The 22,429-nt window shown below is 58.3% G+C and carries 15 protein-coding genes; 8 read left to right on the top strand and 7 right to left on the bottom strand.

All coding sequences use genetic code 11. From position 1 onward, the window contains the following. Nucleotides 1-601 precede the first annotated feature (601 nt). Nucleotides 602-1,741: an MFS transporter gene (locus tag ACVW1B_RS42355; RefSeq protein ID WP_057018079.1), complete on the top strand. Its 1,140-nt coding sequence runs from the start codon at nucleotides 602-604 to the stop codon at nucleotides 1,739-1,741. A 278-nt stretch (nucleotides 1,742-2,019) separates the two neighbouring features. On the opposite strand, the gene fcl is transcribed toward ACVW1B_RS42355, so the two are convergent. After that, a complete protein-coding gene (gene fcl / locus ACVW1B_RS42360) occupies nucleotides 2,020-2,976 on the bottom strand; it encodes a GDP-L-fucose synthase (protein WP_375167008.1) in 957 nt (318 codons plus the stop codon). Next, nucleotides 2,957-4,042, bottom strand: coding sequence for a GDP-mannose 4,6-dehydratase (gmd, locus tag ACVW1B_RS42365; protein ID WP_253604042.1), 1,086 nt, complete (start codon nucleotides 4,040-4,042; stop codon nucleotides 2,957-2,959). The genes fcl and gmd overlap by 20 nt, the downstream gene beginning before the upstream one ends. A 1,368-nt stretch (nucleotides 4,043-5,410) precedes the next feature. Between gmd and glmS the strand changes: the two genes are divergently transcribed. Further along, the gene (glmS, locus tag ACVW1B_RS42370; RefSeq protein ID WP_253604040.1) at nucleotides 5,411-7,237 is read left to right on the top strand and encodes a glutamine--fructose-6-phosphate transaminase (isomerizing); all 1,827 of its coding nucleotides are present in this window, start codon (nucleotides 5,411-5,413) and stop codon (nucleotides 7,235-7,237) included. Between the two features lie 482 nt (nucleotides 7,238-7,719). On the opposite strand, the gene ACVW1B_RS42375 is transcribed toward glmS, so the two are convergent. The 5 genes from ACVW1B_RS42375 to dctA all read right to left on the bottom strand — a co-directional run bounded on the left by ACVW1B_RS42375 (nucleotide 7,720) and on the right by dctA (nucleotide 15,099). Then, nucleotides 7,720-8,604: an Effector protein NopP gene (locus ACVW1B_RS42375; protein WP_253604038.1), complete on the bottom strand. Its 885-nt coding sequence runs from the start codon at nucleotides 8,602-8,604 to the stop codon at nucleotides 7,720-7,722. A 407-nt stretch (nucleotides 8,605-9,011) separates the two neighbouring features. Next, on the bottom strand, nucleotides 9,012-9,398 hold the full coding sequence (locus ACVW1B_RS42380; RefSeq protein ID WP_069279831.1) for a response regulator transcription factor: 387 nt from the start codon (nucleotides 9,396-9,398) through the stop codon (nucleotides 9,012-9,014). Nucleotides 9,399-9,492: 94 nt separating this feature from the next. Further along, nucleotides 9,493-10,170 (bottom strand): response regulator transcription factor, encoded by a 678-nt coding sequence (locus ACVW1B_RS42385; RefSeq protein WP_057018013.1) that lies wholly within the window; start codon nucleotides 10,168-10,170, stop codon nucleotides 9,493-9,495. Next, a complete protein-coding gene (locus ACVW1B_RS42390) occupies nucleotides 10,167-12,839 on the bottom strand; it encodes a PAS domain S-box protein (RefSeq protein ID WP_253604036.1) in 2,673 nt (890 codons plus the stop codon). Before ACVW1B_RS42390 ends, ACVW1B_RS42385 begins: the two co-directional genes overlap by 4 nt. A 937-nt stretch (nucleotides 12,840-13,776) precedes the next feature. After that, the gene (dctA, locus tag ACVW1B_RS42395; protein ID WP_156436293.1) at nucleotides 13,777-15,099 is read right to left on the bottom strand and encodes a C4-dicarboxylate transporter DctA; all 1,323 of its coding nucleotides are present in this window, start codon (nucleotides 15,097-15,099) and stop codon (nucleotides 13,777-13,779) included. 995 nt (nucleotides 15,100-16,094) lie between these two features. On the opposite strand from dctA, the gene ACVW1B_RS42400 reads away from it, so the two are divergent. The 6 genes from ACVW1B_RS42400 (at nucleotide 16,095) to ACVW1B_RS42425 (ending at nucleotide 22,109) form a co-directional block, all read left to right on the top strand. Continuing rightward, a complete protein-coding gene (locus ACVW1B_RS42400) occupies nucleotides 16,095-16,379 on the top strand; it encodes a helix-turn-helix transcriptional regulator (RefSeq protein WP_253604034.1) in 285 nt (94 codons plus the stop codon). A 241-nt stretch (nucleotides 16,380-16,620) separates the two neighbouring features. Next, nucleotides 16,621-17,670: an aromatic ring-hydroxylating dioxygenase subunit alpha gene (locus ACVW1B_RS42405; protein ID WP_253604032.1), complete on the top strand. Its 1,050-nt coding sequence runs from the start codon at nucleotides 16,621-16,623 to the stop codon at nucleotides 17,668-17,670. A 3-nt stretch (nucleotides 17,671-17,673) separates the two neighbouring features. Further along, a complete protein-coding gene (locus ACVW1B_RS42410; RefSeq protein WP_253604030.1) occupies nucleotides 17,674-18,426 on the top strand; it encodes a GntR family transcriptional regulator in 753 nt (250 codons plus the stop codon). Between the two features lie 11 nt (nucleotides 18,427-18,437). Then, nucleotides 18,438-19,418 carry a PDR/VanB family oxidoreductase gene (locus ACVW1B_RS42415; protein WP_253604028.1) on the top strand — a complete coding sequence of 327 codons (981 nt, stop codon included), beginning with the start codon at nucleotides 18,438-18,440 and terminating at the stop codon, nucleotides 19,416-19,418. Nucleotides 19,419-19,995: 577 nt separating this feature from the next. Then, nucleotides 19,996-20,547 (top strand): hypothetical protein, encoded by a 552-nt coding sequence (locus ACVW1B_RS42420; RefSeq protein WP_253604026.1) that lies wholly within the window; start codon nucleotides 19,996-19,998, stop codon nucleotides 20,545-20,547. A gap of 5 nt (nucleotides 20,548-20,552) precedes the next feature. Further along, a complete protein-coding gene (locus ACVW1B_RS42425) occupies nucleotides 20,553-22,109 on the top strand; it encodes a serine hydrolase (protein ID WP_253604024.1) in 1,557 nt (518 codons plus the stop codon). The last annotated feature ends 320 nt before the right edge of the window (nucleotides 22,110-22,429 follow it).

Below are 22,429 nucleotides of genomic sequence, written 5' to 3' on the forward strand. Positions count from 1 at the left end.
TGTCCGGTAGCTTCGGGCAGGTACGTGAAACGCTCCGATTTTGCTGATCTGGAGCGTACAAGGAGCGATGCAAAGTCGGCATTAAGCTGCTAGCTGAACGATCCGAACACCAACCTTGTGATCCGCGCCTCTTCATGGTCGGAACTGGCTCGAGCGTTCATAAAGATGCTAGCGTCAGCGGCAATGCTTGGTGGAGTCGACAAGTGCTGTCGCGGAACTTGCGGCCGTGTTCGCGCCAGCCGTAGCCTTCTCCTCGAAATACACACAAGGACGCGCGCCCGACGACTTTGTACGCTTTGTGACAAAGGGATATTGAGCTGTTACGCCTCTGACTGTCGGAAAAAGGCAAAGGCTGACGTCCTCGTTGCGGTTGCTCATCCGCGAAAGATAGGCCGTAACACGCATCCGGGTTGCTTGGCGATCACTCCTATTTGACGCTCGCACCTTCTGAGGTGGCCCGAGCTTTTGCGATGGCATCGCATTTGCAGAGATGAAAATGTCAACATGAGTTCATCATCGTCGAGTTGCGGCCGCTTGCAGGCCACGCACGCAGGGTGAGGGGCGCCGCGCTTACGAGCCCGTTCTCTCAGGAGTGCCAGTGATACCATCTGCCAATTGGGCTGCCAGCCTGCTTGGGACGCGGCTTGCGTTTTTCGTTGCCGGATTCGGCCTCGCGGCGTGGGCGCCGTTGGTGCCGCTTGCCAAGGAGCGGCTCGCGGTAGACGACCGCACGCTTGGTCTTCTGCTGCTCTGTCTCGGAACAGGATCCGTTCTCGCTATGCTTCTGACCAGCGTGTCGAACGCGCGGTACGGCAGCAAGCCCATTATCCTCGTGGGTGGACTCGGCCTCGCGCTTATCCTGCCGTGGTTGGCTATCGCTGGAACACCTCTTGCGCTGGGTGCCACGCTGTTTGCTTTCGGCGTTTCACTCGGTTCGATCGATGTAGCCATGAACATCTATGCGATCGAATTGGAGCGAGCCACCGGCCGTCCGTTGATGTCCGGTTTCCATGCCCATTACAGCATTGGAGAATTCACCGGCTCTGCTGCCGTGACCCTGTTTCTCTCGCTTCAGCTTAGTTCACTTTCTTCGACGTTGGTCTGTTCGACGTTTATGATGATCGCGATAGTGTCGGCCTGGCCGCGGTTGACTGCAACGAGCTTGAGACAGCAGGGGCCATTGTTTGTCTTGCCCCATCGCAGTGTGCTGCTAATAGCGGCGCTCGCGGCTATCACTTTTCTTGTCGAAGGTGCAATGCTTGATTGGAGCGCTTTGCTTCTCGTTGGGGAAGATCTTCTCACGGAGGCGCACGGAGGTCTTGGATGTATGCTTTTCGCCATCGCAATGACCGCAGGGCGCCTCGGCGGAGATGCCGTTGTGGAGCGAATCGGCGACCGTGCCACATTGATGCTCGGAACTCTGCCGATCATGATAGGTTTCTTGGCTGTGGTCGCCGCGCCGGTAGCGCTGATTGCCATGGCGGGGTTCCTGCTTATTGGATTGGGCATTTCAAATGTTGTACCCGTACTGTGTCGACGCGCCGGCAAACAGAAGGTGATGCCGGTAGGCGTTGCGATCGCGGTCATCACGACAGCTGGCTACGCGGGTATACTGGTGGGTCCCGCTGGCATCGGGCTCGTCGCACACATGACTGGCTTGCCTTTGGCGTTCGCGATGTTGGGTGCGCTCATGTGCGTCGTCACGTTGTCGGCACGGATGGTGATGACAGAGGGGCGTTAAGGCTCGTTAGTCGAGAGAGACGGGGGACGGCGTTAGAGGCTGAGCGTCGATCAGGTCTAAAACTTTAGCAGTAGAACGGTACGCCTCGATCACGGCCATTCTTCTTTTCCTGCAAGTTGGTTGGCTGAGCCGTAACTAGGATATGCGAGTCACTCGGGTGATCGGACATCCAACTGAGCGCTGTTGTTGATGAATGCCGTTGGGCCAGGCTGGAATATCCAATGTCCGCTGATGCTCGGATGGGTCTGCTTGCACCCGCTGTCGGGACTACCAGTTCACTAAGGTACCGTCCATTTGCTGTCGGCGAGATACGCCCGGTACGCTAGCTGAATGCCGTCCTCCAGCGAGGTGGTGGCGCGCCAGCCGAGCCGCGCCAGTCGGCCGACGTCGAGCAGCTTGCGCGGCGTGCCGTCCGGGCGCGACGTGTCGAAGCTGATCTCACCACGAAAACCGACGGCGGCCGCGACCATGAGTGCGAATTCGGCAATGGTGATGTCCTCGCCGGTGCCGATATTGACCAGTTCGGACGAGGAATAGGTCTTCATCAGATGGATGCAGGCGTCGGCGAGATCGTCGACATAGAGGAATTCGCGGCGCGGCGTGCCGGTGCCCCACACCGCGACGTTGCCGGCGCCGGAGACCTTGGCCTCGTGGAAGCGGCGGATCAGCGCGGCGACGACGTGGCTGTATTCCGGGTGATAATTGTCGCCGGGGCCGTAGAGATTGGTCGGCATCACGCTGATGAAATCGGCGCCGTACTGGCTGCGATAGGCCTCGGCCATCTTGATGCCGGCGATCTTGGCGATGGCATAGGGCTCGTTGGTCGGCTCCAGCGGGCCGGTCAGCATCGAATCCTCGCGCAGCGGCTGCGGCGCCAGGCGCGGATAGATGCAGGACGAGCCGAAGAACATCAGCTTCTCACAGCCATTGGCGTGCGCTGCCTGGATCACGTTGCTCGAGATCGCCAGATTGTCGTAGAGGAATTCGGCCCGCAGCGTGTTGTTGGCGACGATGCCGCCGACCTTGGCGGCGGCGAGGAACACGGCCTGCGGCCGCTTCGCGGCAAACCATGCGTTGACCGCGGTTTGGTCGCGCAGATCGACCTCGCTGCGCGACACCGTCAGGAGATCGGCCTCCTCGCGCGCCAGCCGGCGCATCAGCGCCGAGCCGACCATGCCGCGATGGCCGGCAACGAAGACCGTCTTGTCCTTCAGCTCAAACGCCGTGCTTGCCATTGGCCGCATCCTGCCTGGCCTCGACGAGATCGCTGGCGACCATTTCCTTCACCAGCTGCGCGAACGGCGTCTTCGGCGCCCAGCCGAGCTTGGCGCGCGCCTTGCTGGCGTCGCCGATCAGAAGATCGACCTCGGTCGGGCGGAAATAGGTCGGATCGATCTGCACCAGGGTGTTGCCGGACGCCTTGTCGACACCGACCTCCTCGACGCCCTTGCCGCGCCATTCGATGCTGCGGCCGACCTCGGCAAACGCCAGCTCGACGAACTCGCGGACCGACCGCGTTTCGCCGGTCGCGAGCACGAAGTCGCCGGGCTCGTCCACCTGCAGGATCCTGTGCATGCCCTCGACATAGTCGCGGGCGTGGCCCCAGTCGCGCTTGGCGTCGAGATTGCCGAGATAGAGCTTGTTCTCGAGGCCGACCTCGATGCGGGCAACGGCGCGGGTGATCTTGCGCGTCACGAAGGTCTCGCCGCGGATCGGGCTCTCATGGTTGAACAGGATACCGTTGCTGGCGAACATGCCATAGGCCTCGCGGTAGTTCACCGTGATCCAGTAGCCGTAGAGCTTGGCGACGCCATAGGGCGAGCGCGGATAGAACGGCGTGGTTTCCTTCTGCGGCACCTCCTGCACGAGCCCGTAAAGCTCCGAAGTCGAGGCCTGGTAGAACCGCGTTTCCTTTTCCATGCCGAGGATGCGAATCGCCTCCAAGAGCCGCAGCACGCCGATCGCATCGGCGTTGGCGGTGTATTCCGGGCTCTCGAAACTGACCTGGACGTGGCTCTGGGCGGCGAGGTTATAGATCTCGGTCGGCCGGATCTGCTGCACCAGGCGGATCAGATTGGTCGAATCGGTCATGTCGCCATAGTGCATCAGGAACGGCACGTTGCCGGCATGCGGGTCCTGGTAGAGATGGTCGACGCGCGCGGTGTTGAACGAGGACGACCGGCGCTTGATCCCGTGCACGGTGTAGCCGAGACCAAGCAGATATTCGGCGAGATACGCGCCGTCCTGCCCGGTGATGCCGGTGATCAGCGCAATGCGCCGTTGTGAGTCCTGAGCCGCCATGGTCTCTCTTAGTTGCGCTGGAAAGAAAGCGCTCCTTGAAACGCGCGTTGCGGAGCGCTTTCTCGTGATATCTAGATGCGCAAGCGCGCACCACCCGCAATTAGAGGAGAACGATCATTAGCTTTAGTCATACACATCATATAGAAATGCGCACTATATACGTTGATTTACTCGACTGGAGAGCGGGACCATTGAGTTGAATGTCCACAATCCTGACCGAACAAGCCGGACGACAAACGCCATCACGCGCAGCCGGATACTGCTCGGGCGATGTTTCCAACGAGATGACGCCGATGGTCCAAGTTCCTCGTCTATCTTGCGCACGTTATATTCGCGTAGTCTCGCCATAGCCGGCGGAGTGGTTTGCTGAGGTGCAGTTGCCGACGCCCTTACCGGAATTACGCCATGCAAGCACACAATGAGCTTGGGCCTCGATATCGTATTCTACAAAGCTCCCGTACCTTTGACTTCCGAACAGAGCACGCAATCTGGTCAATAGGGTCGTCGGCCTAGCGCTTCTTTCAATAAGTGTAAACCGACGCAAGACCGAATAAGAAAGAATGGCAAACGTTGGTATAGTTCTTCGAACGTTTCGATATCGATAGCTTACGTTCGTACAATAGAGAGTTCGATGCAATCGTCTAGTCTCATATCCCGACGAGTAACGACAAAGACGATCCACGCGAGAGCGGCTGCGTGATACACCAGTAGCAGACATGTGGAAAGCACGGTGAGGCCGCATCCTTCTAGCAGCCCGAAGGAGCACAGCCGGTGCAAGGTTCTCGAGGAGATCCTCAGTGAGGCGTCGGGACCGTACTCCCGCGTCGGCTGCTAACCGGATCGGCCGCGTCGCCGCTCGCTTTGTTGGGATTTGAGCTGAAGAGTCGTGAGTGGCTCATCAGGATGATGAGCCAAATAGGACATGACGCTTCACTCTGGAATGAATGGTCTGCCGATCTGGCCAAAGTTCCTCAATCCATGAAGCCTAGGCGCTTGCGCGATCTATCCTCGCAGCGGGCATACCACGCGATGGTGACAGTTGCCGTCGCCTTCGAGCGAAGAGTCTGTTTGTATCGGGATTGGATACCGAACTCAGCCACCAACCGTGCCTGCATATCGGGCTCACCTCTAAGGAGGCACGCCATTCGCAGTCATCGCTGTTTGTATTCGATGGAGACAACCAAAAGCAGAGCGTGGCCGGAGAAAGCGATGATGGTTGAAATAGACCGAGCCCGCACTTGCGAATGCGGCGATACATGAAGCCGCAATAAATTGAGAGCTTGATACCTATCACCGTCGGGTAGGCAGATTCCATGGGGCCCTCTGTGGGAACGCCTGACTCTTTGAACCTGGGCTGTATCGATCAATATGTGTGGAATAGTCGGCATCTTGGCGCGTGGTCCGGTCGCTGGGCAATTGGTCGCTTCGCTGAAGCGACTGGAATATCGTGGCTATGACTCCGCTGGCCTAGCGACGCTCGAGGGTCTCCGTATCGAGCGCCGGCGCGCTAAAGGTAAGTTGAGAAACCTTGAGGAACGGCTACGCCATTGTCCGCCGTCGGGTCATAGCGGCATTGGTCACACCCGCTGGGCAACTCATGGAAAACCGACCGAGAGTAATGCTCATCCGCATGCGACGGAAAATGTCGCGGTCGTTCACAACGGTATCATTGAAAATTTCCACGCGCTGCGAGCCGAACTGGAGCGGAGTGGAGCTCATTTTAGCTCAGAGACGGATACCGAGGTGGTGGCGCATCTCGTCGAATCCTACCTCAAGAATGGCTACTCGCCGCAGGATGCGGTACAAGCCTCGCTGCCACGGCTGCGCGGAGCTTTCGCTCTGGCATTTCTGTTCAAAGGCCATGAGGATCTTTTGATCGGTGCGCGCAAGGGATCGCCCCTTGCGATCGGGCATGGTCCTGGCGAAGTGTATTTAGGATCGGACGCGATCGCACTCGCGCCCTTGACCGATGCCATTACTTACCTTGAGGACGGCGACTGGGCCGTGCTTACCCGCGCGGTCTGCGTGATCTATGGCGCAGACGGGACTGTCGTCCATCGGGAAACATCCAAGCCTGGCGCGTCGTCACTCCTGGTGGACAAGGCGAACTATCGTCACTTCATGGCAAAGGAAATCCACGAGCAGCCGACCATGGTCGGACAGACATTGGCGCATTATCTCGATATGGCAGCCGAGCGCGTAGTCCTGCCGCTCACACTACCGTTCGACTTCAATTCTATTCAGCGCATCTCAATTACAGCGTGCGGCACGGCGAGCTATGCTGGCTACATTGCCAAGTACTGGTTTGAACGGCTGGCCCGCCTGCCTGTCGAAGTCGACGTGGCGTCCGAGTTCCGCTACAGGGAGGCGCCTTTGCGCCGGGGCGATCTCGCGATCGTCATCTCGCAGTCCGGGGAAACGGCCGACACACTGGCCGCGTTGCGCTATGCCAAGAGCCAGGGCCTACACACGATATCCGTGGTCAATGTCCCGACGTCGACCATCGCGCGCGAGAGTGAATCCGTGCTGCCGACGCTAGCGGGTCCAGAAATCGGCGTGGCCTCCACCAAGGCATTCGTCTGCCAGCTGGCGGTGATGGCGACCCTTGCCGTCGCAGCAGCCAAAGAGTGCGGTAAGCTATCCGAGATCGATGAATCGAGGCTTGTACGCGAACTTATCGAAGTGCCGCGGCTGATTGCTGCAGCGCTGTTGGTCGAGCCGCAGATCGAGAAACTCGCGCGTGATGTTGCCAAGTCGAGCGACGTGCTCTATCTCGGCCGAGGCACATCGGCGCCCCTGGCCTTGGAGGGCGCGCTCAAGCTGAAAGAAATCTCCTATATCCACTCAGAAGGCTACGCCGCCGGCGAACTCAAGCATGGACCGATTGCGTTGATCGATGAGACAGTGCCCGTGGTGGTGATCGCGCCCTACGACGGGGTCTTCGAGAAAACCGTCTCGAACATGCAAGAAGTCGCCGCTCGAGGCGGCAACATCATCTTGATCACCGATGCAAGGGGCGCCTCGGAAGCGACGGTGGATACGCTCATGACCATTGTTTTACCAGATATGGCTGCAAGCTTTACGCCCATGGTTTATGCCGTCGCGGTACAATTGTTAGCCTATCATACCGCCGTCGTTATGGGGACGGACGTGGATCAGCCGCGCAATCTTGCCAAATCGGTCACAGTTGAATAGATGGCCGCGGCAGCGTCGATATGCTGTCCTGCGGGCAGTTCCGGGGATGCAATAACGTGTCGTCGTGACTCCTATTGACGACTGCTCGCTGCTCGCCGCGCCCGCCGAACTTATCGAGACTGCGATCTGGAAGCCACTCTGGTTGACCCTAACCGCTATCGGAAGGAAGCGATCGGATCGCTTCAGTAGGTGAACTTAGACCGATTCCGTTCGTGATTGACGCATGGGCGCCCTCGTACCTCTCCGCATCGTCAATGCCGCGTGCGTTAGCTTCGGGTAGCCCAGCTCACGCTGCAAGCTGGGCACCTATCAGTTCCACAGGCCCGAACCAGCCCGAACGAAATACGGATATGCCTGATGGATCACCAATGCCTCGTCCTACCTCCAATCCTCGCGCATGCCGAACTGACGAACTAAAGTGATACAGAATGCAGATAGCCTCGCGGGGACGTATCGTGCCTCGCGGAGCGCCAAACGTCCCCCTACATAAAGTCATCATCCTCCCAATCCGGCGAGGTATTTCCTGCACGCTCGGAACGTTCCGTGCCTCTGCCTTCGCTCTCCGCCGCTTTGGAAAGGTAAAATCGAGGTTTGTTCTCTCGCTGCCATTCTCCTTGGCTATTCTTACCCCACTTGTCGGGATGCTGGGTAGGATCAAGGACCATCAGCGAGTCACCTATCTCAACAAAACCCAACGCTGCCGCACGGGCTTTTGCTTCCGGATTAACAGGGTGAGAAAGGACCAAGGGCTCATCGCCATCAAGCCGAAGTTGATACTCCAGCAAGATATCGCCTGCATTGTCGACCAGGGGATGCGTAACCCGAAAGTCTATTGTCGATGTTATGTCCGATCGTCCGGGAAACTGTTCCTGCCAACGGGCGCGTGCGGTTTCCTCCTTGAACACATCATCGACGGTAGCTCCTCCTTCCGTTCGGAGAAGTCCAACGCTTTTGTTTCCTAATTGATAGCTGAAATGTCGTGCGTCGTCCGAACCGACCTTCCTGCCATGATTATAGGCGACGTCCGCAGCTCGTTCGGCCTTCAATGCCACCGACCGCGAGTATTGCTGGGGATTGGCCGCGATATGCTGGACTTCATCCCCATAGAAATCTTCCAACAGTTCCTGAAATGAGGTGCTTGAGATCTCCACGACAGGTGGTTTGGCAGCTAGTGAGTACGGCCGCGCTGCTGCCGAAGTTGAACGGGCATAGGCTGTTTGTGGCGCTATCTGCAAACTGGAAAAGACGTCCTCGAAGCGTCGGTCTTGATCTGTCTGCGTACCGCCGGCTTCAATTTGTGTCATTCCATCAAAGTCGGAACTACCCATCCATGGAAAGCTGGGTGAGCCATCTAGTCGATTGTACATGGGCGTTCGCGCTCCCATCCAAGAAAGTTGTCTTGAGTGTCAGGGCCACCAAGGCCGAGCGGGACTTGATAGTCAGACTGTCTGACGAGAAGCTGACTACAAGTTTTCGAGCAGTTGTACCGTGTGCCTACGTGATCGGATCTCTTTGCCGTGGCCGTTCACAGTGGTTTCGCCTGACCTTGGAAAGTTGGTCCGAGGTCGCGATACAATCTCACCATTCAGTGGGTTTAAAATTGACTCAGGCGAGCTCGGGAGTGGCAGTCCGACAGGACTCGTACAAAACTAATAAGAGCCCCAGCCCGCGCCAAACGGTAATCTAACGACAGGGGAGCGGGCTCGGCTGGCCAAAGATCGGCTCTCGTGCGAGGCGCCCAGACCGGACAAAAGTCGGCGGTCGGCTGATTGTTTCAAGCGTCTGCGCCGTCGCCATTCTCACTCAGTGCGGCATCGAGGTGCTCGATCAGCGTATGTCCGGCGAAGGGCTTGGCCAAGAATCCGGTCGCTCCCGCGCTCAGGGCTGAGGCGCGCACGCGGTCATTGGGGAAGGCTGTAATAAAAATGAATGGCACGCCATAGCCACGGGTCCGCATTTCCGCCAGCAGGTCCAACCCACTCATAACCGGCATCTGCACATCGGTAATTACACAGGAGGTCTCGTTCAACCGCGGCGACCTCAAGAACTCCTCGGCCGACGCAAACGTTTGAACGACGTAGCCACGCGATTTCAGAAGATTTTCTGTCGCCGCACGGACCGATGCGTCGTCATCAACGACAGAAATCAAAGGCGTGGACAAGACAAGCTCTCCTGGCGCGGGACTAGCGGCTGCCGAGGCACTAGCCACCATTGAGCGAAAAGTGGGCTTGAGTGGTTAAATTGTAAAATCATACTTAGGTTTGTTCGGGGCGGTTACCGCGGATTCCCAGCGTCTCAGTCATTCTGATCAAATCCGCCAGCGACCTGGCGCGCATCTTTTTCATCACGTGTCCACGGTAGATCTTGACCGTAATCTCGGCGAGCCCCAGCTCGGCGGCTATCTGCTTGTTCATTAATCCGGTAGCGACCAGTTTCATCACCGCCTGCTCGCGCGGGCTCAAGGTTTCAAATAGAGACTTCAGCTTCGCGATAGTCTGCTCGTCCTCGCGCCTTTTGCGATCGCGTTCGGTCGCTGCGACTACGGCGTCCAGCAGTTCCTGATCGCGAAACGGTTTGGTGAGAAAATCGACCGCTCCGCCCTTCATAGCCCTGACGCTCATGGGAATGTCGCCATGGCCGGTAATGAAGATGATGGGAATATGAACGTTCGCCTTGGCTAGCTCAGTCTGAAACTCAAGGCCGCTCAAGCCTGGCAGCCGGACATCAAGAACCAGGCAGCTAACAACGTCGGGAAGTTTGCTCTGCAGCATTTCTCGGGCCGATCCGAATGCAACGACGTCCAGGCCCACGGATTGGAAAAGGTTCGTAAGCGACCGACGCATCGAGACGTCATCTTCAACAACGAAGACGATCGCATGCGCCGACGCCTCGGCCTTGCTGCCTTCGCGCTGGGAGTTGGAGCGTTCACTCATGACACGATCTCCTTGTGCAGCGGCAGGTCAAACCGAAAGGTGGCCCCCGGCCCTTGCTTGCAGACGATCGAAAGACGCCCTCCGTGAGCCTCCACAATCGAGCGGCAGATCGAAAGCCCCATTCCAAGGCCGCTCGATTTTGTCGTGAAAAATGGGTCTAACACTCGGTCGACGTCATTCTCGGCGATGCCGATGCCACTGTCAGTCACGGCAAGCCGCACGTGCCCCATATCGTCGCTAGATGACTGAATCACTAGTTCACGCGGCCGGTCCGTAACTGCGTCCATCGCTTCGATTCCGTTCATCACCAGATTGATAATCACCTGTTGCAGCTGAATCCGGTCTCCGAGGATTGCGGGTAGCGCTACCGTCAAATCGGTTTTTAACGTAACCTGGTGGCTAATCAGCTCACGTGTCACAAGCGCAATGACGTCCTTAACGACGTCATTGATGTCGAGCGGCAGCATCTCGATCTCGCCTTTCTTCGCAAGTGCGCGAATGCGACGGATCACCTCGCTTGCTCGGATTGCGTCTTCGATTATCCACTCAACCGATGAGCGCGCGGCGGAAAGATCAGGGGTTTCGCGGTTCATCCAACCGAGGCACGCATCGGCGTTGCTGATAATAGCGGCGAGTGGCTGGTTGATTTCGTGGGCGATGGACGTTGTCAACTCTCCCAGGGTGGTCACGCGCGTCACATGTGCAAGCTCTGCCTGTGCCTTTCGCAACTCTTGTTCGGCTTGATTTGCGCGAATGATAGCCGTCATGTCAGTGCTGACGCCCCGGTACCCGAGAAAATTACCGTCGATATCAAAAAAAGGCTTGCCACTCGTTCGGACGTAGATCGGAGATCCCACCCGGTTGACAGTGCGGTAGAGCAGATCCCGAAACGGCAGATGCGCCTCCAGCCTCGCCCGATGCTGCCGCCACTTCTCAGGTTCTTCTTCGACGTCGCACGCAATGTCCCAGCGAAGCATACCCATCAATCCTGTCGCCAGGATTCCCGCAGCGCTGGTGTGCTCGGACAAGCGAGTGACCTGATGATCTGGCCCGGTCTCCCAGAGCCAGTCGGAGGCTGTTTCGGCGTAGTCGCGAAAGCGCTGCTCGCTTTCGCGCAGCGCGGCAAGTGTGCTTTCCAGACGTTCCCTGGCTGCATATTGCTCAGTGACATCCATATGTGTTCCGATGAGTTCGCTGACATTGCCGTCGCTGCCAACCACCACATGGGCCACGGAATGTATATGCCTCATCGAGCCATCTGGCATAAGGATTCGAAAATCGTACTCGAAGCGTCCTTCTTTGTCTTCTCTAGCCAGTCGCTGCACTTCCTGAAGTCGCGGCAGATCGTCTGGATGGATACGCGACCGAATGGTCTCTATCGACACCGTCTCTTGCGGATCAAAGCCAAACAGGCGATCGACCTCGGCGGAGCGATAGATAAAATCGAGACGGTAGACGTCCCAGGACCAACTACCCGTGTGACTGAGATGCTGGGCCTCGGCCAGATAGGCTTCGCTGCGGCGCAACTGCTGTTCTGCCAGTCTTGCAGCCGTGATATCCGTCGCTGCCCCGACAAACTCGATGTCACCAGTCGCGGTTCTCGTGGTGCGTGCCCGCGCATGGATGTGCTTCACCGATCCATCCGGCAGCAGTAACCGGTATTCATGCTCGAAGCTCTTTGGATCTCGCATCGCTTGATCGATGGTCTCTTGGACTGAGGCCCTATCGTCTGGATGCGTGCGCGCGACGATCAGTTCCGGCGCGGGAGCCGTCTGCGGATCCAACTGTAGAATACGAAACAGCTCCTTTGACCAAAAGGCCTCGCCAGTGGCGACGTTCCAGCTGAAGCTGCCTGTATTGCTCAACTCCTGCGCCTGAGCCAAATGTGCTTCGCTTCGCTGCAGGGCAAGTTCGGTCCGCTTTCGTTCCGTGATATCTTCGCAGGCTATGAGGACAACGGGCCGCTCATTGGCCCAGAGCATTGCTTTGGCGTTTTCACGTACCCACAACACCGAGCCGTCTTTCCGAACTTTCTGGGCCTCCCAGGTTTGCGATTGACCGATATCTTCAAGGCAGGCCCGAATGCATTTGCGGGCGAACGCGCGATCCTCGTCCAGAAAGACTCCCAGGACAGATTGACCGATCAGTTCGGAGCGCGCATAGCCGAGCTGTGTCGCGCCGAGCGTATTGACGTTGAGGACAGTACCCGCTTCGTCGACCATGACGTACATGGAGGGATTGTGCTCAAAGATTGCGCGCCACCGCTTTTCACGGTCTTCCAAATCGGCAGTGCTGCGCCGGAGTTCGGCCGCAGTCTCACGCGCGGCCTCTCTTTCCTGGCGGATCTTTCCAATCAGGTGCGTTCCGACAATCGAGACAGTAAAGAAAGCGACAACCACCAGAAGAACTTGGGGGTCGTCGATCCCAAGACTGAACGCGGGCGGCGCGAAGTAGTACGCCAAAGCAGCGATGGCCAAGATGGAAAGGGCGGATGATGCAATAAAGCTGCCGATCAGTGAAAACAGCAATATTACCAGCAGATAGCCGAACGCCGTCGCAGCGAAATGTGTTTGAAGGTACAAGGAGGCCAACGTCACTACCGCCAGCGTTATGCTGCCGAATGTGAACTGTGTGGCTGAACGTTTGAAATTATTGACTTGGTTATACATTCTTTGACCGTCCGGCCTTTCTCCGGCGGGAGAGTTATAACATTTAGGCAAAAATGGGGCAATCTTTCGGCCCCAAGGGACGCTCGCCAATGTTCTGGGTCAATTGCTTGCAGCTGAACTCAGCACGTGCCGGAGAAAGGCGCATTACAAACGTAGGTATAGTTGTTCTAAACCTTTCAATATGGCACGCTGACCCGCGTACAACCGGGTCGGAGATGTCCGTTTTCCTTCGTTGCCGATAATCGCTTGGCGGGGGACCGAGGCTGTGGACATCGCGTGCCGAACACAGCTGCGTGGCGCCAAGGCACGTTCCAATGACGCGCACAACAGCTACATGAATTCCACAAAGACGCTAACGCTGAACAACGAGGCACGTCGTCGCAAAGAACCGCGATGAGCCGTGGAGCGCCGTGACGTTAGTTCGATAAGATCCATCTTAGCCTGGTGGTACCAAGCCGGTCGACGGTGATCATAGCCGCTCCGACGTGATGCCGTAACGCGCGCCGGAATAAACGGATGGCTGAGTTGGAAATTGCCGCCACCCGCGGGCGCGGAAGAGGCCGGTTCAGTGGCCACGCACCAAGCTATTTTGTGGGCTAGACCCAGTCCCTTGGCCAGTCAGGCCGGGTAGGCTCTGTCGGAATCGTGTTGTGTTGCCCCACGCCAACCTTGCGCCAGCATTTGGATGGCTGGGAGCTTTCAACTCCACGGCGCGCCAAAAATATTCGTGGAAAAACGACTTCATCTTCCGCGTTTGCGTGGAATTCTCAGACGTGGTTTGGAGCGCGACACGGAGCAATGGTGTGAACCGCTGCTCGTGCAAAAAAAACATCAACTCGCAGTTCAAGTCGGCTGTGCCGATTTGAACTGCGAACGAACCACGGAGCTGGCTGCGCTCAGTTGAGCGCGCCTTGAAATCACGAACAAGACCCGGGGTCTACCTCCTTGATGTTCGTGTATCGATGCCGTTGGAAACGGTGGGCTGCTTGAGCCGAGCGTGCAGCGTAGCGTCGTCGAGCTCGCCTTCCCACCACGACACGAACACAGCGGCGATGCCATTGCCGGTGATATTGGTAAGGGCTCGCACCTCGCTCATAAACTTGTCGATCGAGAATACGATTGCCATGCCGGGCACCAGTGCCGGGTTGACCACCGACAATGTCGCGGCAAGTGTGATGAAGCCTGCGCCGGTCACGCCGCTTGCTCCCTTCGAGGTCAGCATTGCCACGAGCAAGATCGTGAGCTGCTGGCCAAAGGTCAGATCGACCCCGAGTGCCTGGGCAATAAACAATGTCGCAAGCGTCATATAAATGTTGGTGCCGTCGAGGTTGAAGGAGTAGCCGGTTGGCACCACGAGGCCAACTACGGGTTTTGAGCAGCCCAGCCGCTCGAGCTTCTCCATCAATTGCGGCAGCGCGCTTTCCGAGGATGAAGTGCCGAGCACGATCAGAAGCTCGTCCTTGATATAGATAATGAATTTGAAGATCGAAAAGCCGACGATCCGCGCGATCAGGCCGAGCACGACGATCACGAATATCGCCGCAGTCGCATAGAATAGTACGACGAGCCCGATCAGATTACCGAGCGCCGCCGGTCCGAACTTGCCGACCGTGAAAGCCATCGCGCCGAACGCACCGATCGGGGCCGCTTTCATGATGATGGCGATCACGCCGAACACCGCGTGCGCGACGTCGTCAATCATGCCGCGCAGCCGTTCTCCACGCTCCCCAAGTGCCATCAGCGAAAAGCCAAACAGGATCGCGAACAGGAGCACTTGCAGAACATCGCCGCGAGCGAGGGCGCCGACCACGGTATCGGGAATGATATTGAGAAAAAAGTCGACGGTCTTCGAGGCTTCCGCCTGCTTGACGTAATTGGCGACCGCCGCAGCGTCCGGTTTGACCGCAAGACCATGGCCGATTTGGACCAGATTGCCCATGACGAGGCCCAACACCAAGGCAAAGCTCGATGCGATCTCGAAATAGACCAGCGCTTTGATGCCGACGCGTCCGACTTTCTTTGCATCCTGGATATGCGCGATGCCGGATGCGACGGTGCAGAAGATGATCGGCGCGATCACCATCTTGATCAGCTTGATGAAGCCGTCACCGAGTGCCTTGACCCAGTCGTTAGTCGCGACCGACGGCCACAGCCAGCCGACGATGGCGCCAAGCACGATCGCTATCAACACTTGAACGTACAGAATTTTATACCAAGTCTGCGGCGCGCGCGCGGGCACCGCAGTTGCCATGGTGGTCATGACGCTTCCTTCCCGAATACACTCGCATGCGAGCCGCTGCGTCGTTGAGAGGCGGCGGCATCATACGAGGCTGTCATTTTAGCCGTGTCCGATAGAAGACGGTTCCGAGAGCCGGCGCGTCATTCCAAAGGCAGGCGTTCAGTTACGTTATCGTGCTTCGTCAAGCAAGATCTGCACCAGAGGCCCAACCAGACGATCGAGACGCTATCAGATAAGCCGCCTTTCTTCTGACGAGGCTGTTTGAATCTTCGAATGGCATTTGTGAGGTCGATCGCGAAGGTTGCTCAGCATCGCCGCGTCTTGCTGGCAAATTGCCCGAGGCACGTCTCAGCATAGAATTCCTAATGTTATCGGTACGCTTCGCCCGCTGGTGTTGATGCGACAGTACGCTCCATTGATAAAATTGATTGTTTGGATCGGAGGCATCCATGCGATGGAAGCGTGCGACATCTAGCGGGTTGCTCGACGTGAGGCGTATCCGCATCGGGCGGTCGCTGAGCCGTTTGGGCGCCTCGGCGTCGCGATGGAGCTGCGATCATTCCGCTTTGGCGTTTTGAGCGTTCTTTTTCTAAACGCATTGCTAGGTAGGACGAGACCAATCTGACTTGTTCCGGCTGCAATGCGAGTTCGAATGAATTGCGGCAATCGGACGACGGTGAGCGTACTCAAGTACAGAAGTGGTGATCTGGTGAAACCGGATGGTTCGGCGGAATTTCTGCGCAGGGCGTTTCTGCGTCGCCTTGCGAAGGCGCCTGATTACCTAGTGGATATCCATCCGTGCAAATGCGTCTTCGCAGCCGCGAGTCGTGATTGACCAATGTCGTAGGCTGGAGCGGGCGCTAAATAGAAGAAGGCTTGACGGCAGGGCGCAGGGGACGGGGTGCCGAAAGTTGCTTCCTCGATATTCGGTATCCTTCCAGAGAACGCGCTTCTCCATGATGATGGCACGACAAAGTGCCGCTGTTCGCGGCCAGCCTCTCACCTGGAGTTCTCAAATGCCCGATCCGATGTCAGATCTATCCACGCGCTTCCTGCGTACGCCGGAAGCTGCGCGTTATCTTAGCCTATCCGGCCGCACGCTCGAGAAGCACCGCACATATGGCACGGGGCCAGCGTATCGAAACATCGGCGGTCGCGTCATCTACGCACTGGATGACTTGAGAGCATGGGCCGATCTAGGCACCAAGTCGTCGACGTCCGATCCCGGCAAAGGGACTGTGTTGCCGGCTAAGAAACGCCCGATGTTGCGCCCCTATGCAGGCCAGGAACCTCGCCGATAGCCGTACGAGGCCGCGACGGTACAAGGGCTAGATCCAGCTGGGATGTGCGCGATGGCGAGTCCGAATTCAGACGGCAGCTGTTTTGGTGCGCGCACCGCATGCTTCGTTATGGCCGCGCGGAATCGATAAGTCGCCATTTCCGTATACAATCATTCCACTGTGAGCCCGCATATCCGTCACTTTTTCGGCCTGTTTCGAATTAATGTATACAGACGGTGTCCCCAAAGTGAGGAATCGGCGCATGAGCCATTGCTTTCCGACCAATGTCTGGTATGCGGCCGCTTGGGATACTGAGGTGAGGCAGGCACTGTTGCCGCGCACAATCTGCGGCAGGCACGTCGTGATGTATCGGCGCGCCAACGGCGAGGTGGCAGCACTGGAGGACGCCTGTTGGCATCGGTTGGTGCCGCTCTCAAAAGGGCGCCTTGAGGGCGACAGCGTGGTCTGCGGCTATCATGGGCTGAAATACAACGCGCAGGGCCGCTGCACCTTCATGCCCTCGCAGGAGACGATCAACCCCTCTGCGTGTGTACGTGCCTATCCTGTCGTCGAGCGCGATCGCTTCGTCTGGCTGTGGATGGGTGATCCGGCGCTAGCCGACCCGGGCCTGGTGCCGGATATGCACTGGAGCGATGATCCCGCTTGGGCCGGCGACGGTGACACCATTCACCTGAAATGTGACTATCGTCTGGTGGTCGACAACCTCATGGACCTGACGCATGAGACTTTTGTGCATGGCGCCAGCATTGGCAATGACGCAATCACGGAAGCGCCGTTTGACGTCACCCATGGTGAGAAGACCGCTACCGTAACGCGCTGGATGAAGGGAATTGCCGCGCCCCCGTTTTGGGCCAAGCAATTGCAAAAACCTGGTCCGGTGGACCGCTGGCAGATTATCCGTTTCGAGGCGCCGTGCACGATCAATATCGACGTCGGAGTGGCGCCCGCAGGAACCGGCGCGCCCGAAGGCGATCGATCGGCTGGCGTCAATGGTATTGTCCTCAACACCATCACGCCCGAAACGGAAACAAGCTGCCATTATTTCTGGGCCTTCGTGCGCAATTATCGCCTGAACGAACAGCGCCTGACCACCGAACTTCGCCAAGGCGTTTCCGGCATCTTCCGTGAGGACGAGGTCATTCTCGAGGCGCAGCAGCGCGCGATCGACGAAAATCCCGACCGGGTCTTCTATAACCTCAACATCGATGCCGGCGCGATGTGGGCCCGCCGCTTGATAGATCGCATGATCGAGGCCGAGAATCCGCACCACGGTCGTCAGGCCGCGGAGTAGGGCATGGTCGAGCGCGACAATGACCGTTCCGTCTCACAGACGGTACGCGCCCAGCTCAGCTTGCGCGATCTGATCCTGTCGGGCGACTTGCGGCCGGGCGAACGGATCTCCGAGTTGCAGGCCGTGGAGACGAGCGGTGCATCGCGTAGTCCGGTGCGAATGGCATTGGTTCGGCTGGAGGAGGAAGGACTTCTGGAAGCGATCCCTTCTGGCGGCTTCATGGTGAAGGCATTCTCCGAACGAGATGTGCTGGATTCGATCGAAGTGCGCGGCACCGTGGAAGGTCTGGCCGCGCGTTTTGCTGCCGAGCGCGGTGTTTCGTCGCGCGATCTTGAGCCTCTAAAGGGATGTCTTGACGAGATCGACAGCCTGGTGCGGCAGGACCCAATTTCCGTCGAGGCTTTCTCCTCCTACGTCGCGCTCAATGCGCGTTTTCATGCGCTGTTGACCGAATTGTCGCGCAGTCCGCCCTTGATCCGGCAGGTTGATCGCGCGTCGGCGCTACCATTCGCCTCGCCCAGCGGCTTTGTGATGACCCAATCGACACTACCGGATGCGCGCCACACACTATTGATTGCGCAAGATCAACACCGCGTCGTGGTCGATGCAATCGAAAACCGCGAAGGCGCGCGCGCCGAGGCAATCATGCGCGAGCACGCTCGAGTGGCGGCGCGCAATCTCCGCTTGGTGCTCAGGAATAAGACGCATTCTGACCTGCTGCCTGGACTGGCGCTTATCAGGATGGCAGGCGATTAAGGGAAATCTTCATGCGCTTCATTGAAAGCTGGACATCGGCAACGCTCGTCGCGACGCGCGATCGGACACCTTCGATCCGCGAGTTTCTGATCAAACCAGAAAATTTTGATGGCACGGCCTATCCGGTCGGCAGCCATATCAATATTGCCGTCACTATCGATGGGCGCCCGGAGACGAGATCCTATTCCTTGGTTGGCGAAGCCGACCCGGCCGGCTATCGCATCGCCGTGCGGCGCGCGGAGGACTCCCGCGGCGGCTCGCAGTACATGTGGTCGCTCGCGCCGGGCGCTCGGTTGACAATTACGTCGCCCGCCTCGCTGCTGCCGATTGACTGGGCACGCCGGCACTATTGCCTGATTGCGGGCGGCATTGGTATTACGCCGCTGATCGGGGCGGCTCAGGCGCTGGCACGCTGCAATGCCGACTTCACTCTGCATTATGCTGTGTCTTCCCGTGAGCAAGCCGTCTATTTGGACGTTCTCGCCCCTTTGCTGAACGAGCGGCTTATTGTCCATGCAGGCAGCGAAGGGCGCAGGCTCGATTTCGATGGCTTGTTCGCCTCGCTGCCGCCCGATGCCTTGACCCTCTTGTGCGGTCCGATCCGGATGCTCGATGCCGCCCGCCGGGCCTGGACCGGTGCAGGTCGCGGACTATCCGACCTACGCTACGAGACCTTTGGCTCGAGCGGCTCACTGCCGACCGAAGGTTTCCGGGTGCGCCTTGCAGATCGGTCTCTTGAGATCGAGATTCCGCGCAATCGCTCGTTGCTGGACGTGCTCAATGAGGCTGGGTACGAAGTGATTTCGGATTGCCGGCGCGGCGAGTGCGGCGTCTGCGCCATCGATCTCGTCGAAATCGACGGTGATCTCGACCACCGCGACGTTTTCTTCAGCGAGCAGCAAAAGCACGGGAACGAAAAGATCTGTGCATGTGTCTCTCGCGCTCGCGGCACCATTACAGTCGATATACTACACCGCCCGGACGCTCCATAGATTCGCTGCAGCACGTTTTTCGGGCAGCAGGTTCTGGCCGAGAACTCGGCAACTAACGCATGTTCCACGGTAGGCTCCGTTATCATGGAACAGTGCGTGCATGATTACCGGGTGAAGACGGTCGGCAGCTCCTGTCTTTGTCCTCGGCAACACGCAGTCCGAATACGAAATGGACTCCGAAACCTTTGTTTTTCGGTGGCGTCCATTCTCGCAGTAGGACTTTGGCGGGCTTCGGCGCTTATACACGGTCGCTCTTGAGAGACGCCAAAGAAACCAATTACTACTTCGATGCGGAATCACGTGAGGATTTGCATCGATTTTATTTCAGAGCGCGATATCTGTCGGGCGGCCAGCTCTCCTGTTCATTCTGCCGCCGCTGTCTGTTTGAGAACAAAGATGCCCGGAACCTGACAGCGGGTTAGGTCCACTGCACAGTGACGCTGGCGTCCATGTGGGTTTTTCTCGCGTTAGGCACAAAGCGCACCACATTTCGCAAGCGGCACGGGTATTGCTGAACGGCGCGCGAGGAGCTGCCGCCGTCAGACCGGTCGGAGCGGCCCTGTCACAGGAGTTTCCGATGAGGTTTGCGATGCCGCAGTTGCTCGCAGAAACGACGCGAATCAATGTGGTGGCCCTCACGAGATTGCGCATGCCGGACGATATGCGTGCCATCTTGCCGAAGCCGTTGAGACGGTCCGAGAACGCGTTGAGCGTTAACGCAAGCACCAGGTTCGATAGCCAAGGCACGCAAATCGAAACATTCCAGGCGTTCCGCTCGAGCGTCAGCATTCGCCCGATTGACATTCTTGAGAATGCTCCTGTGGCTCCAGAAATCCACCTCACGACTGCGGCGAATTGGGCTTCAGGCGTCGTGAATGGCGTGGAGACCCGCAAGCCGTCGTCGTTCACGATGTTGTCGATCCCCAGGCGCATCGTGGCGCGAAAAGGTGAAGCAAACACAACCAATGCGGTCGCCATCCTGCAAGCGATGCAGCCGAAGCTAGGCACGGCGCCCAGTTCTTGGGGCCTGGATCCGATCAAAACGCGATGCGCGCGAGAGTCCTCGGCGGGCCGGGCGTGCAAGCGACCGCCGCGCGGGCATGGCGACGTGCTCTCACTGGTGGGCTGACGCACATGGATGTCCTTTCGCCGGAGATCTGGCAATCCGTTGCGCTCACGGTCGAGCTTGCCTGCGTGACGACAATGATCCTGCTGGTGATTGGCGCGCCGCTCGCGTGGTGGCTTGCACGGTCAAAGACGGTTTTGAGCGAGGCGGTCGCGACAATGATCGCACTGCCGCTTGTGCTGCCGCCGACGGCGCTCGGTTTCTGCGTCCTCATCCTGCTCGGCCCGAACGGACCCGGCGGGCTTCTCGCCTCTTTCTGGGGCGAGCACACACTCGCATTTACCTTTGCGGGGATCGTGGTGGGGTCGGTCCTCTCGGCGCTCCCTTTGGTGGTGCAGCCGATCCATAGCGCCTTTGTTGCAATGGGCGACCGCCCGCAGCAAGTGGCGGCAAGTCAGCGCGCTTTTCCGTTGTACGTTCCTGGGCGCACCAAGGTGCTGTCAGCCTACGCAACCAAACGCGTGCCGGGCGCAGTGGTTGCAATCGCCAGAGACGGCAAGCTGATTCACTACAAGGCGTATGGACAGCTCGATCCTGAAAAAGGAACGTCGATGCGGCTCGATGCGATATTCGCGCTCGCATCTATGACCAAACCGATGGTGGCGGTTGCCGGCCTCACCCTCACGGAACAAGGTCGCCTGCCTCTGCGGGCCAAACTGACGGATTACTATCCCGAATTTGCAAAGATGAAGGTGGGAGTGCCGCAGCCTGACGGCTCATTGAAATACGAAGCGCAGAGTTCTCCGATTTACGTCCACGATCTGTATCGCCACACATCAGGGCTCACCTATGGTGCGCCACCGGATAGCGCAGATCAGGTGGCGCGTCTCTATCCGGATTTCGCAGCTCCGCCGGTCAAGGGCGATAAGCGGGCTTTCATCGAAGCCATTACCAAGCTGCCGCTGGCGCACCAACCGGGCACGGAGTTCGAATACGGCTTCTCGACCGACGTGCTTGGAGCTGTCGTGGAGCAGGTTAGCGAGCAGCCGTTGGGCGAGTATCTTTCCAGCAACGTGTGGAAGCCGATCGGAATGCTGGATGCCACTTTTCATTTGTCGGCATCGCAACGCAAGCGGTTGGCGCGTCCATTTAGAGACGACCCGCTGACCGGAAAGCCACAAAGCATCGAGCTCCTCGAAAGTCAGACGAGGTTTGACTGCGGGGGAGCCTGTGCATTCGCGACAGTTGGTGACTACGTGCGCTTTGGGCAAATGCTGCTAAACGGCGGGGAGCTCGATGGGCGGCGGATCCTCGGTCCGAAGACTGTGCATCACATGATCTCCAACCACCTTGGGCCAGAGATCAAAAATAAGGTCGCTCATGTGGAGCCGCACCGCGCCGGCTTTGGGTTCGGGCTCGGAGTGGCTGTGCGCATAAGCGAGGGTCTCTCGGCCGTTCCAGGCAGTCCAGGTGAGTTCACCTGGACCGGCGCTTACGGAACACAATTTTTCTGTGATCCGAAGGAGCGCTTGGTCGTGGTGGTCGGCACGGCCGCGCCCGGAGAGATCCGCAAGTATTACCGCGAACAGGTCCAAAATATCGTCTATGCCGGAATAGTTCGATAGTTTGCTGCCGTCGGAAATGCTCGATGAACAGCTTGGATGACTGGCAAATTATGCTTGCTGCTGCGGACAGGCATCAAACCTGAAAGGACAGCAAGGTCGTTTGCTGACCCGCGTCGGACGATCGGGCCCAGTGCTTGGAACGAGCCATTCTGATCGAAATCGGTGATCAGTACGGTGCCGCGAACTGCGACAATTATCGTGCCGGCCGGTGTGGCGGCCGTACTTGAAGAGCGAGTATGACGCCGTCGCCGCCAGGAGCGAGCCATTGTGATGCATTGTTGGAGTTCTCACATCGACGGTCCAAACCGGACACCATAAGC

It is taken from the genome of Bradyrhizobium sp. USDA 4502, assembly GCF_054063355.1.